The organism is Silvibacterium dinghuense (assembly GCF_004123295.1).
GTDB lineage: Bacteria > Acidobacteriota > Terriglobia > Terriglobales > Acidobacteriaceae > Silvibacterium > Silvibacterium dinghuense.
In genome coordinates, this window is record NZ_SDMK01000003.1 from 26884 (window position 1) to 41185 (window position 14302).

The following is a 14302-nucleotide window of genomic DNA, read 5'->3' on the forward strand; positions in this document are numbered from 1 at the left end:
CCCTAGAATGCTCCACGCGCAGATAGAAATCTGCAATAAAGTAATGACAACTGTCGTGAATCAGAATAAGCACACTCTCTCATGTGCCAGAATAACGACTTCAGAAATATAGAAGATCCCGACCAATAGGATTGCCGTGCAACGCTACGCGCGAAGAATTGGGATCAGCATGCATGGATAGAAATACGAATGGACACTGCGTATCCTGTCCGGCAACCGGCGTTTGATCACTGGAGGACCTTGTTGCTAGCACCCGATAACAGACTGGCGGCGCGGCCAATTCACAGATTTACCGCCTTCGATATGCAGGACGAAGCAGAAGAGCTGGTCGCATGACTCCATCCATGCATGTATAAATTCTGTATCGCCTTCGTATGGTCTAGCCATTGTGCCTATCAAGCGTTCTCAACGTCCTGCGTTGCTTTTTTTCGTTTTTCTTCTATCGCTATGTCTGTTTTCGCGGCTTGCTCAAGCCGAAAAAAACGCACGTACGCTATCAAACGTATGGGTTGCCGATGAGGGAAACGGCAAATACAAAAATCCGGTTCTCTATGCCGACTATTCTGATCCGGACGTAATCCGGGTTGGCGAGATGTTCTACCTGGTCGCATCCAGCTTCGATCAGGTGCCCGGCCTGCCGATCCTCGAATCCAGGGACCTGGTGAACTGGCGATTGGTTGCACATGCCCTGCCAGCCTTATCTCCTCTGCAGACCTATCGCACTACCCGCCATGGAAGCGGCGCATGGGCTCCAAGCATCCGCTATCACGCGGGCATGTTCTTCATCTTCTATTCCGATCCAGACTTCGGCATTTACATGACGAAAGCCACGAAAATCACCGGCCCATGGTCACCGCCGAAGTTAATCCGCGCGGCCAAAGGATGGATTGACCCTTGTCCCCTGTGGGATGACGATGGCAAGGCTTATCTCATTCATGGCATGGCGGCCAGCCGTTCCGGAATCAAAAATATTCTGGTGATCGATCGCATGACGCCGGACGCAGAACAGCTGCTCGATGACGGCAGCCTGGTCGTAGATGGGCATCCGAGCGACACCACGCTCGAAGGCCCCAAGCTCTACAAGCATCACGGCTACTACTACATCTTTGCTCCTGCAGGCGGCGTCACTGCGGGCTACCAGCTAGTGCTACGCTCCCGATCCATTTACGGCCCCTACGAACGCAAAGTCGTTCTCGCGCAAGGAAACACTGCCTTCAACGGACCGCATCAAGGCGCATGGGTAACCACGGCAGAACACGAAGACTGGTTTCTCCATTTTCAGGATCGCGGCCCGTACGGACGCGTGGTCCTGCTTGAGCCCATGCACTGGCAGAAAGATGACTGGCCGATCATCGGCGTGAATCAGGATCACCACGGCATTGGGGAACCTGTAGCTGAGTTTCAAAAGCCGCACGTTACAGGATTCCAGCCGCGCGAAACACCGGCCGATTCCGATGAATTCGATGGCTCCCAGATCGGTCCGCAATGGCAGTGGCAGGCAAACCCACAGCCTGGCTGGGCTCTTCCCTCTCCTGCACTCGGCGTACTGCGGTTATTGAACGTCGCAATTGATAGCACTATCGGGGAGCGTCTCTGGACCACTCCTAATCTTCTCTCGCAAAAACTTCCAGGGCCAGTCTTCACCCTGACCACCAGGTTGACCGCGCATAACTTCCAAATCGGCGATCGCAGCGGGCTGGTTCTGCTTGGGCAGGACTATGCATATCTCGCTATACGCAAGACCGAAGCCGGACTCGTTGTTGTGTACGGCACATGCATGGATGCCGAACAGGACGGAGTCGAAAAAGAAACAGTGATCGGCAAACTCGAGTCCGACACCGTCTACTTACACATAGACATGGACGCTGAAGCTCGTGCGACTTTCTCCTTCAGTACAGACGGCCAAAGCTTTCAACCTGCCGGTTCCGGTTTCAAGGCTCGGGAGGGCGTTTGGATCGGGGCAAAGCTGGGGCTCTTTGCACAAAGCCGCATTATGAATCGAGAGAATGGTTACGTAGACGTAGACTGGTTTCGCTTCGCCAAGCCTGCTGACAGGGGAAACGGATCGTAGCAACTCCGATCTTCATCACAACAAACGCACAATCCTGGCTCAACGCAGTTTGCGCAGTGCCTTTACCACTTTTTCGGGATCCCATCCATCGCTACCCGCAAGCAGATGGCCAGGATTCAGCTTCTTCCTCTCCGCCCTGGTTAAAACCGGGCTATCCACGATACGATGCCCTCCATTCACACCAGGGCCATGCGAGTCGTATTCGCGATAGGTGCTGGTCATAAGCCGGTCATTCCAATCCGACCAGCCTTCTGCCATGATCGTCTGTTCGATATCTGTCTCGTAAAAAGTAACGGTGGCATAGGGACGCCATGGCCTGCCAAGAGCCACCTTGCCTACTGTGTTCTCTCCCGTAATGCGGCAATGAAGAAAGGTATAACCGGAGTCTTCCATCGGAGAATGTCTGCTCTGCGCAGTAATCATCACATTCGGTGCAGCACGCGAATGAAGTTCACAATGATCGAAGACGGCCTTTGCATCTCCAAAGATGTAGTCCACATGTCCTTCAATAAAGCAGTTCGAGAAATACTGTCTCGAAGCCGCACAGGCCTCTTCCGACGACGCATCTCGGCAGGTCCTGCTGTTCGCATAGAGTGTGTCCTGGGCTCCTAGCAGCCACACATGATCCAGCACCGCGCGATCCGAGCTCATCATGAGTGCCACGGCCTGCGAAGCGTATTCCTTCGAGCGTTGGTGCTCGTTCTCCCAGGTGTTTTCGATCGTCAGGTTTTCCGCTTGAAAGCCATCAGCATCCACCAAGATACTGCCAGATCTGGAAGTGCTTCCCACTGTTTTTGCCGAATCATCCCAACTCAGGACAGTGTCTTCGGGCGATGCCCCTGTTCCAATCAGCGCGATATGCGGCTTATGGATCGTGATCTTCTCGCGGTAACGGCCAGGCGCAATCCTGATGATGGCGCCTTCGAGCGGAGCGTGATCGATAGCCGCCTGCACCGTGTGAAACTCCGCGTCGCCCCCTGGAGCCACCGAAAAGCGGACACGATGATCTGCTGCGAATCCGGCTAGAGGCAACAGCAGCAGTAGCAACCACGCAAGCATAAAAACTCGTATGCAGCGCAACTCCAAACCATCACAGTTTCGATTCATTGTGCGTGGCCCTTTGGAGATGCATCCTGATGCTCCGGCTCGTCCACTCTATTATGAGGGCTGGATTCCACCTCCGGACGAATCACATCATCCGTAACCATACGGATAGAAGCTCTCCCCTATCCGTACTCGGCTATGGGTTCTTATTTGAGCAAAGCCTCTAATCAGCGAATTGCAAATTCGCTCCGAAGCGGAGTATCAGCAGACGATGCCCCTGCTGCAACGCGATAGGTGCCCGGAAGTAGCGTCCAGTCGCCCTTCTGTTCGTTGAAAACCTTGAGCACGCGCGAATCGATAGCTACCGTAACAGTTTTCGACTCGCCCGGGATAAGCTCCACACGCTGCCAGCCTGCAAGCCGCTGGAATGGCTCACCTGCTACATCCGGAATGGTGACGTAAACCTGTGCGATCTCCGTACCTGCGCGGCTACCTGTATTCTTCACCGAGAAGATCGCCGTACGCTCCTTGCCTTCGCCGCCGATCTTCAGATCAGAATATGCATACGTGGTGTAAGAGAGACCGAAGCCAAATGGAAAAAGAACGGGCTTATGCTCTGCCTCATACCACTTATATCCGACCTTCGCACCTTCGTCGTAGCTCACCGAATACTTCGACGCCGGGTGTGTCTCACCATTCACCGCGTGCGTACCCTGCCCTTCATCCTCGCGAGAAAGCGCAGGAATGCTCGGGTGCGGGAGATCCCCTTCATCTCGAGGGAAAGTCATCGCCAGTTTGGCTGAGGGATTCACCTGTCCCGTCAGGACATTCGCCAATGCCCTGTGGCCATTGCTTCCCGCATACCATGCCTCAACGATGCCTTGCACCTTATCCGCCCACGGCATCTTCACCGCTGTTCCCGTCTCGAGCACCACGATCGTTCGCGGATTCGCTGCTGCAACCTTCTCGATCAGCTCATCCTGTCCATCCGGCAGCGAAAGATTCGGCAGGTCCATCCCCTCCGACTCCCACTGGTAGGCAAAGACAATCGCGACATCGGCGTTCTTAGCCGCTTCAGCTGCGGCTGCAGGATCATGCCCGGAATTGAAGTCGATCCTGGTATCGGGCATCTGTGCGCGAAGCGCCTTGAGCGGCGAGGTCGGGAACCAGATATGATCCTGCCAGTGCGTCGCTCCCTGCCCCCACGGCACGATCGCATTGCCGCCCGGAGGATCAACCTGCGCTGAGCCTCCACCCGAGATCATGCCGACATCGGCGTGCCCCCCAATCACGGCAATCGAGTGCACTGCGGAGCTCGTTAATGGCAGCACCCCATTCTGATCCTTGAGCAGCACGATGCTCTGCTCTTCGACCTTCCGCGCAACTTCCAATCCCCCCTCTACATCGGGCACGCCCTTTGCAACGGGATGATCGACAATGCCGGACACGAATTCTGCATAAAGCACGCGCCGGGCGCTGTCATCGATCTCAGCCACCGAAACCTTGCCGGCCTCCACAGCCTCCTTCAACTTCGGGCCGAGGTAGTCGGCCATCGGCTGCTCCTGATCGAGACCAGCGGCGATCGCCTCTACCGTGCTGTGCGTCCCACCCCAGTCTGAAAGCACGAAACCGGGAAACTTCCAGTCATACTTCAGCACTTCATGCAGAAGATAAGGATTTTCGCAGGCGTACGCGCCGTTTACACGGTTATAAGAACACATCACCGCGCCCGGGTTCGCAATATCGATGGCGATGTGGAATGCAAGCAGATCGCTCTCCTGCATCGCCTTCTTCGAAGCCAGAACATTAACAATATTCCGGCCGGTCTCCTGATCGTTCATCGCATAGTGCTTGATATCGCCGATGACATGCTCGGCCTGCTCGCACTTCATCAGATTGCCGACCACCGTGCCGGCCAGCAGAGGGTCTTCCCCCGCGTATTCAAAAGTTCGCCCATTCCTCGGATCTCGCGTCAGATCGACACCACCGCCCAAAGTCATGTTGAACCCCTGATCGCGCAGTTCGCGACCGATCAGTGCGCCATACTCGCAGGCCAGTCCCGCATCCCAGCTCGAGGCCGCTGCCAGATCAGAAGGAAGCGCAGTCGAATACCGGCCATTCTCTCCGCTACTGCGTACGCCATACGCTGCGTCGGAGATCACAATCGGTGGAATCCCGAGACGAGGAATGCCTTCCACGTATCCCGCTCCACCATTGCCCAGCCGAGTCAGCGGCATCTGCCAGTTAGGAACATGCGGCATACCATTTCCGTGGAGCAGCGCAATCTTCTCGTCGAGAGTCATCTGCTTCAGCACAAGATCGGCACGCTCACCTGCAGAGAGACTCGTATTCATCCATGGGTGCGAGGTATCCTGCGCGAGCATCGCGGCTGCGAACGTAAATTGTGAAACCGCAAACAGGAGCGCAGCTCCACGGCGTGTTCCTCTCTTTGAGCTTCTGTCGAACTTCTGCATAGGTCGTTTCCTTGCCCCAGGCGCGGTTCACGCGCGAACTATATTTGAGCCGCATGGCATCATCTCTGTCTCTTAAGAATTCTTAAGAGGCTCCGGCTGGCACACTTTATACACTGAATTCGGGAATGAGGTTCAGACTCCACAGTGAACACATCCATACTTCTGGTCGATGACGACATTGAGTACGCCGAATTACTCGGCGTGATCCTGCACCAGGCTGGCATCCATGTGACCTTATGTCACACCGGCAAGCAGGCACTGCAGGAAGTCGCGTCAGCCCCTTTCAACCTCATACTCATGGACGTCGCCATGCCAGAAATGGACGGCTTTTCGGCGTTGCATCAGCTGCGTCGCGTCAGCGACATCCCGGTCATCATGCTTACGTCGCGTATCGCGGCTGCGGACCGGGTACAAGGCCTCGACGGCGGAGCGGATGACTACATCTGCAAACCCTGCGATCCGGATGAACTGCTCTCGCGCATACGTGCAGTTTTACGGCGCACTCATCGCAGCAATTATGATCCGGTGTTCCTCTTCGGCTCTCATCGCTTTGAATCCCGTACCCGGGAACTTACCCACGACAATCGCGTGATAAGGCTCACATCGCTTGAGGCAGAACTACTCTCCATGTTGCTTCATGCGCGGGGCCGAACGGTAACACGAGAGTCCATCGCACTCGCGTTGCAGGATCGCGAGCTCGACGCCTTTGATCGCAGCCTCGATGTGCACATCAGCCGCCTTCGGGCAAAACTTGGCGAAGACGCCGCCAGCATTCAGACTATTCGCGGCATCGGATACTCGCTGCACGCGACAATCGAAAGGATGTAGGTCATTGTTCAGGCGCTCCATTCTCATCGGCGTCACGGCTGCTTACCTGATTTCACTGACATGTGGACTCCTCGTTGCGCACTTCCTGGCGCAGAAGAGTTACGAGATGTACGTCGCTCCGACATTCGAGGCAATGGATCGCCTCGAGTTGAATGAGGCTCGCAGTGCGCTCCAGGCACATGGACCAGACGCACTTGCGGAATACCTCCGCAGCCTCGATCGCGCCTTCGGTGGTCGGCACTTTTTGCTCTCTGCGAATGGAACCGACCTCATTACCGGCAACTCGCTGGCGGGACTTCTGCCCCGAGCGACCGATCTGCGATATCGCGGATATTTCCACGGGGTCTTCCACCTGGCCCAACGCTCCGATGACGGACAATTCTGCTTTGCCGTAGTAGGTACTGCAATCCAGACCGGCCCAGCGACATGGGGTTACTTTGCCGTGTGCATGATCGTGACCACCGGCCTGCTCCTGTTCTCCCTGCTTTATCTGGTATTCCCGCTACGCCGCATCCGCGACGCACTGCATGCCTTCGGTAAAGGACAGATGGAGCTGCGAATCGCCTCCCATCGTGAAGACGAAATTGGACAGGTTGCGGCCAACTTCAATGCCATGGCCGAGCGCGTTGAGCAGAGCTTCCGTACCGAACGGCTTCTCCTGCAGGACATTTCCCACGAACTTCGTGCACCTCTCGCGCGATTGTCCCTCGCCGTACACCTGGCGAAGCAACAGCGCCAGGACGACCTGACCGCACAGATCGAAACGAATGTAAAGAAACTATCCGCGCTCGTCGGTGAGATTACCGAATTCCATCAACGTTGGAGCGCGATAGAGAATCAAGCGCCTCTACAAGATGCAGACCTCGAGCAAATCGTCAGAAATGCCGTCCAGGATGCATCGATCGAAGCCTCTTCACGGTCTGTCACGATCGAGCTTCAATCTTCCTCTATGATCCTGCACAATACCCGTCCTGAACTTATCGGCCGTGTACTCGAAAATGTGCTTCGTAACGCGATTGTCCATTCCTCTCCGGGGTCTCACATCGAAGTCGCGATGCATCACCAGCTCAATGAGGCTATCGTCACCGTCCGCGATTTCGGCGGAGGCGTACCACCTGAGCGTCTGGAGCGAATCTTTGATCCCTTCTATCGGGAAGAAGACTCGCAAAGTGAGCGACCTGGTCTCGGCCTCGGCCTCTCTATCGCTCGCCGCGGAGTGCAATGGCATGGAGGAACACTTCACGCCGAGAACGCATCTCCTGGCCTTCGACTTATCGCGATATTCCCTCTCAATGAGAAAGCGAATGCCCCATCCGCAAAGCAAAGATAAACCTCGCCCGACACGCTGGACGCTCTCTGGCATAAGCGATCCCAGCAGCTCATCAGGATAAGGTTCTAAATATGGCCTATCCTGTCACGGATTGAATCTGCAGTTCTGCTGCCTTCAAACCAGGAGCGGAAGCCACGATCCGGATCATACCGGCTCGCGGTGTTGTCCGAAGTAATGCCGTAGCAATACCTACCTGCGCTCGCATGGGATTGGCCAGCAGGCGCTCATCACCGATAATCGCGCCTTCCCCATCTACATGAAAGCTCACCTGATCCGCGCCATAGGGGTATGTGGTCCCCCGTGAGTCGCAGACGTGTGCATAGAGCCGTACCCAGTCTGCGCCATCCGCAGTCAACGAGCGGCCACAGGTATCGGCAATCAGCTCTATATGTGTCGCTACACCCGGCGCTTTGATCTCGTGGGTTGCGACTACGACTCCGCCGATGCATCCTTCCGCTTTCACATTGCCGATCGCCGTCCCAGGCGCAGCCACGCCGGTAGCAAACAGCATGGAATGCAGTTGACTGAACGGCTCCAGGCGAAAGGTAAAGGGAGGATGTGGCAGATGATATCCCTCATCCGGCCGCTGCGTTGCAACCAGCTTTCCGTTCTGTGTCAGCCGCACCTCTTCGCAATTGCTGAACACTATCACCGTCGTTGGGGATTGGAAAGTCGCAAAGTTCGCGATGAAAACCATGGGGCCACTGCCATAGTCCGAAGCATCGCGACTCGCTGGTCTCTGGCTCTGAAACAGGTAATAGTCGAACTTCGGCAGCCGGAACAAATCAAGCGGCGAACCGAAATATGTTTGGTGATGATAACCGCGATAATAATCAATCCCCGCCCACAGGTCTGCGCCCGCAGCCCGAGCGTTGCCCGGCTTAAGAGGCTCCGTTAATTCCGCATAGATCTCATCGAGCGCTGTCAGATGACGCGCCGCCTGCACCAGCATCGGTGTTTCGCCCCATTCCCGGTCCACGCGCGCACTTCCTTGCTGGTCGGTCCAGTTATCTACCTGATCCCCCCATTCGCGAGTCCACAAGGGTCGGCTACCATCATTGCGTGAGTACTCTACATCCCATCCCGAAAAGCCTGAAACCGGCTCCGTAATCCGGTCGCCGGCGGCATAACAATCCTTGCCCGGATACTCTTCATGAACGATGCGATAGAGCTCTGCGGCAACACTCCTGTTATCCGTCTCATTGAGCTGCGCCTCCCATAGCACCACACACGCATGGTTACGATCCCGGCGAATCATCTCCCGTGCATCTTGATACACACGCTCCCGAAAGACGGCATCACCGATGAACTGCCATCCAGGGTTTGACACGATACCCAGAATGCCCAGCTCATCGCAAGCATCCATGAATGCCGGGTGCTGGGGATAATGACAGCGGTAAGAGGTGAAGCCCGCATCGCGCAGCTTCCATGCATCGCGGTAATGCGCTGAAGCAGGCAACGCGCAACCGACATAGGGATGATCCTGATGGCGGTTCGCTCCTAAAGAAAAGAACTTCTCCCCATTGAGCACCAACCCCTCATCGCGATCGAAGCGAAATGTCCTGATCCCGATGCGCAGGTACTGGTCATCGACCGAAACTCCCTCCTCGAGCACTATTGCATGCAACTGATAGAGGTACGGACGATAGGGATGCCATAGATGTGGTTGCTGCACGACGATCATCTGAGTGATCGCATGCGAGCTACCTTCGTTGATCTCGACTTCACGTTCTACTTTCGCAACGGACATACCCGCCGCGTCCCACAGCTCCAGCCGCACAGCCGCATGCCGCGTTCGCCCAGAGACATTGGAAACATCCACTTGCACCTGCACAGTCGCTGCGTCTCTCGACACCGAAGGATAGGTCACGAAGATGCCGCCACCCGCGGTCTTGTTTGCGAACATCGGATCGCTGATATGGACCGGATGGATAACCTCCAGCCGTACGCTGCGATAGAGTCCACCGAAGTAAACAAAATCGAGCTCGCCCTGCGGCTTGCCTGGCGGCACCTCGGGATTGTCTTTGTTATTCAGCCGCACCGTCAGAACATGGTTATTCCCATTCGCAAAATCGAGCAACGGAGAAAGGTCGAGAACGAACGGAAGATATCCGCCGTAATGGGTAGTCAGATGGCGTCCGTTAAGCCATATATCGGCAACAGACATCGCCCCATCAAACGTTAGTCTCACGACTCGTCCGCGCCACTCCGGTTTCGCGGTGAACCGCTTCTGGTACCAGCACACGCCCTGAAAATTCTGCCCTCCGCCGGCATTGAGCGGCTCAAGCCTCACGCTGTGCGGCAGTGTCACCGCTTCCCAACTCTTGTCATCAGGCGGAATCAGATCCCCACCGGCAACATCAGATGGAAGACCCTGCACGCTCCCATCCGACCGCGCGAATTGCCATCCTTGATCAAAGCTGTGCGCCTCGCGAAAACGCGGTGCAATCGGCCATACGGCAGAAGATGTAACGTTGGGGCCTTCCCTCTCGGCGGCAGAGGCCGCAGAAGGCTGCATAAAACGGGCAAGAGCTAAACCTGCCCCGGTAACAACTCCGGAGCTTAAAAATTCTCGACGCGAGATGGACATGGATAAGGTTCCTGCTCAATGCGAATAAAGACAGTCTACCCTCCGCATCGCGCAGTGAGCCAGACCATACGGGTGATAGTCGCACAGATGGCTTCGCTCTTTGCGAATACATCTGCACCCGAAACATTACGTGAGGCACAACTTCTTGCGTATCCACCAAAAGTCGAACCAAACCTGAATTTGAGGTTATGGACCTGCAGCAATCAGCACACTCACAGATGTGCAAGTCCGCGCTGCAGCGCCGTAATGACGGCCTGTGTACGATCAGTCACATTCAGGCGCATAAGAATGACGCTGACGTGCGACTTCACCGTCGCCTCCTTGATCGAAAGCAGCTCGGCGATTTCGCGATTGCTCTTCCCGCGCACCAGCAGCTCAAGCACTTCGCGCTCGCGCGTGCTGAGTTCACCGTCAGGCATACGCGAGGCCAGCGCTCTCGCCACCGGTGCAGGCACAAAGCGCCCGCCTGCCTTCACCTTCCGGATCGCCTCGATCAATGCTTCATGCGGCATGCCTTTGATAAGGTAGCCGCGTGCGCCCGCCTCGAGCGCCTGATGAATATCCTCGTCGCCCTCATACGTCGTCAGCACGATCAATCTGGCCCACGGCGCAAAGCTCCGGATTTCGCGAATTGCTTCGACCCCGCTGCGATCCGGCAGGCGCAGGTCCATTAACGTGATGTCCGGACGATGTTCGCGAAATAGCTCGACTGCTCCGGAGGCAGTTCCTGTCTGCGCAACCACCCGCATATCGCTTCGCGCGGCAATGATCGCTACTACGCCATAGCGCATGATCGGGTGGTCATCGACGACCAGCACGCTCGTCTGCGTCTCTTCTGTCATACGGCAATGCCCTCCCGCGCTGGAGCCAGCGCCTGCCTTCGAATGCTGAAGCAAACAGTCGTTCCCGAGCCCGGAACACTTGTCCATTGAATCTCGCCGTGCAGGCGCTCGATCCGCTCCCGCATGCCCGCAATACCGTAATGTGGCTTGCCATCATCAGGCGGAGAGGCAGGGTCGAAGCCCATGCCATCATCACGCACCACTGCGGAGAGCTGCGCCGCTCTTTGTCCTACGCCCTGTCCCACGCGCCACCCGGACTGCGCCTCCAGCTCAATCCAGATTTGCGACGGGCGGCCATGCATCACCGCGTTATAGATAGCCTCGCGAATGACCATCAGAATTTCATGCGCTGCCGATCGTGGAATCAGAAATGCAGAGCCCGTCTTTCGGCACACAATGGGGATACCAAACTCGCGGGCCGTGTGCTCGGCCATCGACTCCACCGCCGCCGCAATATCCTGCTGCGGCTCTTCGCCGTGACGAAGATTCCACACCGCCTGCCTCGCCTCTTCGATCGTCGTTCGAACCTGCGTACGCGCATGGTGCAACAGATCATGCTGCATCGACGTGTTCTCCCGCTCGAAAGAAGATATTGCCTCAAGCAGCGCGGAGATACTCGTGCAACCCTGAATGACCGTATCGTGCATCTCCCGCGCCAGCCGGCTGCGCTCTTCGAGCACCGCCTGAAAGCGCAGGTTCAACAAGCGCATTCGCCAACGGTACGAAGCCAGGACCAGCAATCCTGCCAGCACAACACAAAGCGAAAGAAACCACCAGCTCGCATAGAAATGCGGTTCCTTACGAAAGGTGAGCGATGTCTCCGATACCGCCTCAGGATTATTCAAGGGGAAGGCAGCAACATGAAAGGTGTAGCGTCCGGCAGGAAGATTCGTATAGGCCGCCATGCGCGAGCTTCCCGCATACGTCCATTGTCGATCGAAAGGCTCCAGCTTATAGCGAAAATGCGCGCTGCCTTGGGCACGAAGCGAGAGGGGAGAGTAACTGAATTCCAGCCGCGACGTATCCGCAGGAATCGTATGCAACGCACTCGCCGGGATCGAACGGCCATCCACGATAGCGTCGGTAAGCATCACAGCAGGCGCCTCCAGCCGGGGAGCCGGCTCAGGCACAATGTGCAGCGCACCTTTGCTGCTCGGAAACCATAACCCGCCGTCACGATCCACACAACCTGCCGGCTGCCTGCCTCCATACATCTGCGCTCCGCTTGCATCGTAGGGCATGCCGTAGGTCGTAACCGGCAATTGCGCACCGCTCTCCGGCTGTGCCGAATCGAGCGCCGAGAGTGGGATCGACGAAATGGAATCCGGGCTGCTGATCCACAGCTGGTCAAAGCGATCCTCCAGCAGCTGATAGACACTGTTGCTCGTCAGCCCTTGCTCCGTCGTGAAGTGCTCAAGTACTCCCTCTCGATAGCGGAAGATGCCGTGATCCCGGGTGCCAAACCAGATCGCCTCGGAACGGTCCTGCAGGATCGACCAGATTTTCTCCTTCGCCAGCATCCGTGTTGCTTCGTTCTGTACAAATCGTCCAGCCTCCCAGCAGCTCAGGCCCTGATCCGTGCCGATCCAGATTTTGCCCTCGTTGTCCTCGATCAGGGAGCGCGTGCTGAAATATGCGAGCCCATCGCGGACGCGGTAATTGCGCACATGCCCATTCGCAATGCGCGTCACGCCTTCATCGGTCGCAATCCACATCGCCCGGTCGCGGCTCTCGAGAAATCCGCGCACAAAATTATTCGATAACGTCTCCGGTGCCGAGTAATGCGTCACTTCGCCTGCGGCAACACGATAGGCACCGCTGCCATCGCTGCCGATCCAGAGACCTCCTTCGCGATCGCGAAAGACATTCCGCACCGGAACGCCCGAAAGCTGCGAAAAGCTATACAGCGACGCGAGCTGCTGCCGAATCGCATAGACCTGCGACGCGGCGACCCATACCATCCCTTCCGGGTCCCCTTTAGGGTCAAAGGAAATCGTCTCGAAATCCGGATCCGACCCACCCGGGAGCGGCACCACTCCCACCGGTGTGCGGCTCAACCGCGTCAATCCATCCTGCGTCCCGATCCACATCTGGTGCGCGCTGTCCGTTGCCAGGCTCAGAACCGTCTTGCTCGGCAACAATCCACGATCGGCGGCGCTCTGAAGAAGGCCATGGCTGTAGAGAAACAATCCGTGTCCGATCGTTCCGATCCATAACGTCCCGTCGTCCATCTCACGCAGTGTCCGCACCGTGGCATGCAGTCCAGGCACGGCTTCGAAACGTCCGCCTCTTAGCCGTTGCAACCCGCTCACGGTGCCCACCCACACCGTACCGTCGGAAGTCTGGACGATGCTCTTTACCCGGTTCTGGCTGTAAGCTCCCTCAAGCCGGTAGGCATGCACCCCACCTCCGGAGAACATCAGCAGACGCGAGCCACCCACCCATACACGATGTTCGCGGTCTTCATAGATGGCATGCACAGCCAGGCTCGGCGCCACCTGCGAGGTATCCACACGCAGCGCCCGGTCATGCTCCATGCGGAAGAGACCATTATCCGTACCTACCCAGAGGCGTCCCGCGCTGTCTTCGATCACGCTGCGCACAAAGCTGTCTGTCAGCCCCTGCTCCGGCCCATAACTGTGAAAGCTCCCATGCTCGAGATGAACCAGCCCGCCACCCTCGGTACCAAACCACAAACTCCCATCCTTTACCGCCGCCAGGCAAAAGATACTGTTCTCGGATACACCCGGATTCGTACTTCGGCTATAGGTGATAAAGCGCGAGCCGTCGAAGCGCACCAGACCGCCAGTCGTGCCAATCCAGAGGTAACCCTCTGCAGCCTGCTGCACAGCCTGCACTGTCTCCTCTGGCAGACCATCCTGCACATGCCACACGCGCTGTGTGTACTGCAGGCGCGGACTTGTGCTCATCTGTCCGTGCGCTGCCACGCTACCGAGCGATAAAAGCCCGAGTGCGATCATCCATAGCCGCCATACCGCACGGCTTCCCAGTGAACCCAACCAATTCATGCGTATGCCGCTGATGATAGACCCCGGATATGCGTCTCATGAAGGAAGCAGAAACAAGAAAGCCCAGGTTTTGAGAACCCGGGCCTTGTAACCA

General features: G+C 56.9%; 8 protein-coding genes. 3 read left to right on the top strand and 5 right to left on the bottom strand.

Annotated features, from left to right (window positions below; all coding sequences use genetic code 11):
- Positions 1 to 388: 388 nt before the first annotated feature.
- Complete coding sequence (locus ESZ00_RS14260) at positions 389 to 2071, top strand: glycoside hydrolase family 43 protein (protein WP_229741384.1); 1683 nt, start codon at positions 389 to 391, stop codon at positions 2069 to 2071.
- A gap of 39 nt (positions 2072 to 2110) precedes the next feature.
- Here the strand turns inward: ESZ00_RS14260 and ESZ00_RS14265 are convergent, their stop codons facing one another.
- A complete protein-coding gene (locus ESZ00_RS14265) occupies positions 2111 to 3130 on the bottom strand; it encodes a pectinesterase family protein (protein ID WP_164981532.1) in 1020 nt (339 codons plus the stop codon).
- Positions 3131 to 3342: 212 nt separating this feature from the next.
- On the bottom strand, positions 3343 to 5469 hold the full coding sequence (locus ESZ00_RS14270) for a beta-glucosidase family protein (protein ID WP_229741382.1): 2127 nt from the start codon (positions 5467 to 5469) through the stop codon (positions 3343 to 3345).
- Positions 5470 to 5733: 264 nt separating this feature from the next.
- On the opposite strand from ESZ00_RS14270, the gene ESZ00_RS14275 reads away from it, so the two are divergent.
- Both ESZ00_RS14275 and ESZ00_RS14280 read left to right on the top strand, forming a co-directional pair.
- Positions 5734 to 6417 (top strand): response regulator transcription factor, encoded by a 684-nt coding sequence (locus tag ESZ00_RS14275; protein ID WP_129209005.1) that lies wholly within the window; start codon positions 5734 to 5736, stop codon positions 6415 to 6417.
- 106 nt (positions 6418 to 6523) lie between these two features.
- The gene (locus ESZ00_RS14280; RefSeq protein WP_164981533.1) at positions 6524 to 7747 is read left to right on the top strand and encodes a HAMP domain-containing sensor histidine kinase; all 1224 of its coding nucleotides are present in this window, start codon (positions 6524 to 6526) and stop codon (positions 7745 to 7747) included.
- Between the two features lie 76 nt (positions 7748 to 7823).
- Here ESZ00_RS14280 and ESZ00_RS14285 read toward each other — a convergent pair whose 3' ends face one another.
- The 3 genes from ESZ00_RS14285 to ESZ00_RS14295 all read right to left on the bottom strand — a co-directional run bounded on the left by ESZ00_RS14285 (position 7824) and on the right by ESZ00_RS14295 (position 14208).
- Entirely contained in the window at positions 7824 to 10337 is a 2514-nt protein-coding gene (locus tag ESZ00_RS14285) for a glycoside hydrolase family 2 protein (protein ID WP_129209007.1), read from the bottom strand.
- A 212-nt stretch (positions 10338 to 10549) separates the two neighbouring features.
- The gene (locus tag ESZ00_RS14290; RefSeq protein ID WP_129209008.1) at positions 10550 to 11179 is read right to left on the bottom strand and encodes a response regulator; all 630 of its coding nucleotides are present in this window, start codon (positions 11177 to 11179) and stop codon (positions 10550 to 10552) included.
- On the bottom strand, positions 11176 to 14208 hold the full coding sequence (locus ESZ00_RS14295) for a sensor histidine kinase (RefSeq protein ID WP_129209009.1): 3033 nt from the start codon (positions 14206 to 14208) through the stop codon (positions 11176 to 11178). Before ESZ00_RS14295 ends, ESZ00_RS14290 begins: the two co-directional genes overlap by 4 nt.
- Between the last annotated feature and the right edge of the window lie 94 nt (positions 14209 to 14302).

Coding starts and splice junctions, on each gene's coding strand:
- ESZ00_RS14285 (WP_129209007.1), bottom strand. CDS start 10,337: ATGTCCATCTCGCGTCGAGAATTTTTAAGCTCCGGAGTTGTTACCGGG.
- ESZ00_RS14265 (WP_164981532.1), bottom strand. CDS start 3,130: ATGCTTGCGTGGTTGCTACTGCTGCTGTTGCCTCTAGCCGGATTCGCA.
- ESZ00_RS14290 (WP_129209008.1), bottom strand. CDS start 11,179: ATGACAGAAGAGACGCAGACGAGCGTGCTGGTCGTCGATGACCACCCG.
- ESZ00_RS14270 (WP_229741382.1), bottom strand. CDS start 5,469: ATGAATACGAGTCTCTCTGCAGGTGAGCGTGCCGATCTTGTGCTGAAG.
- ESZ00_RS14280 (WP_164981533.1), top strand. CDS start 6,524: ATGTACGTCGCTCCGACATTCGAGGCAATGGATCGCCTCGAGTTGAAT.
- ESZ00_RS14295 (WP_129209009.1), bottom strand. CDS start 14,208: ATGAATTGGTTGGGTTCACTGGGAAGCCGTGCGGTATGGCGGCTATGG.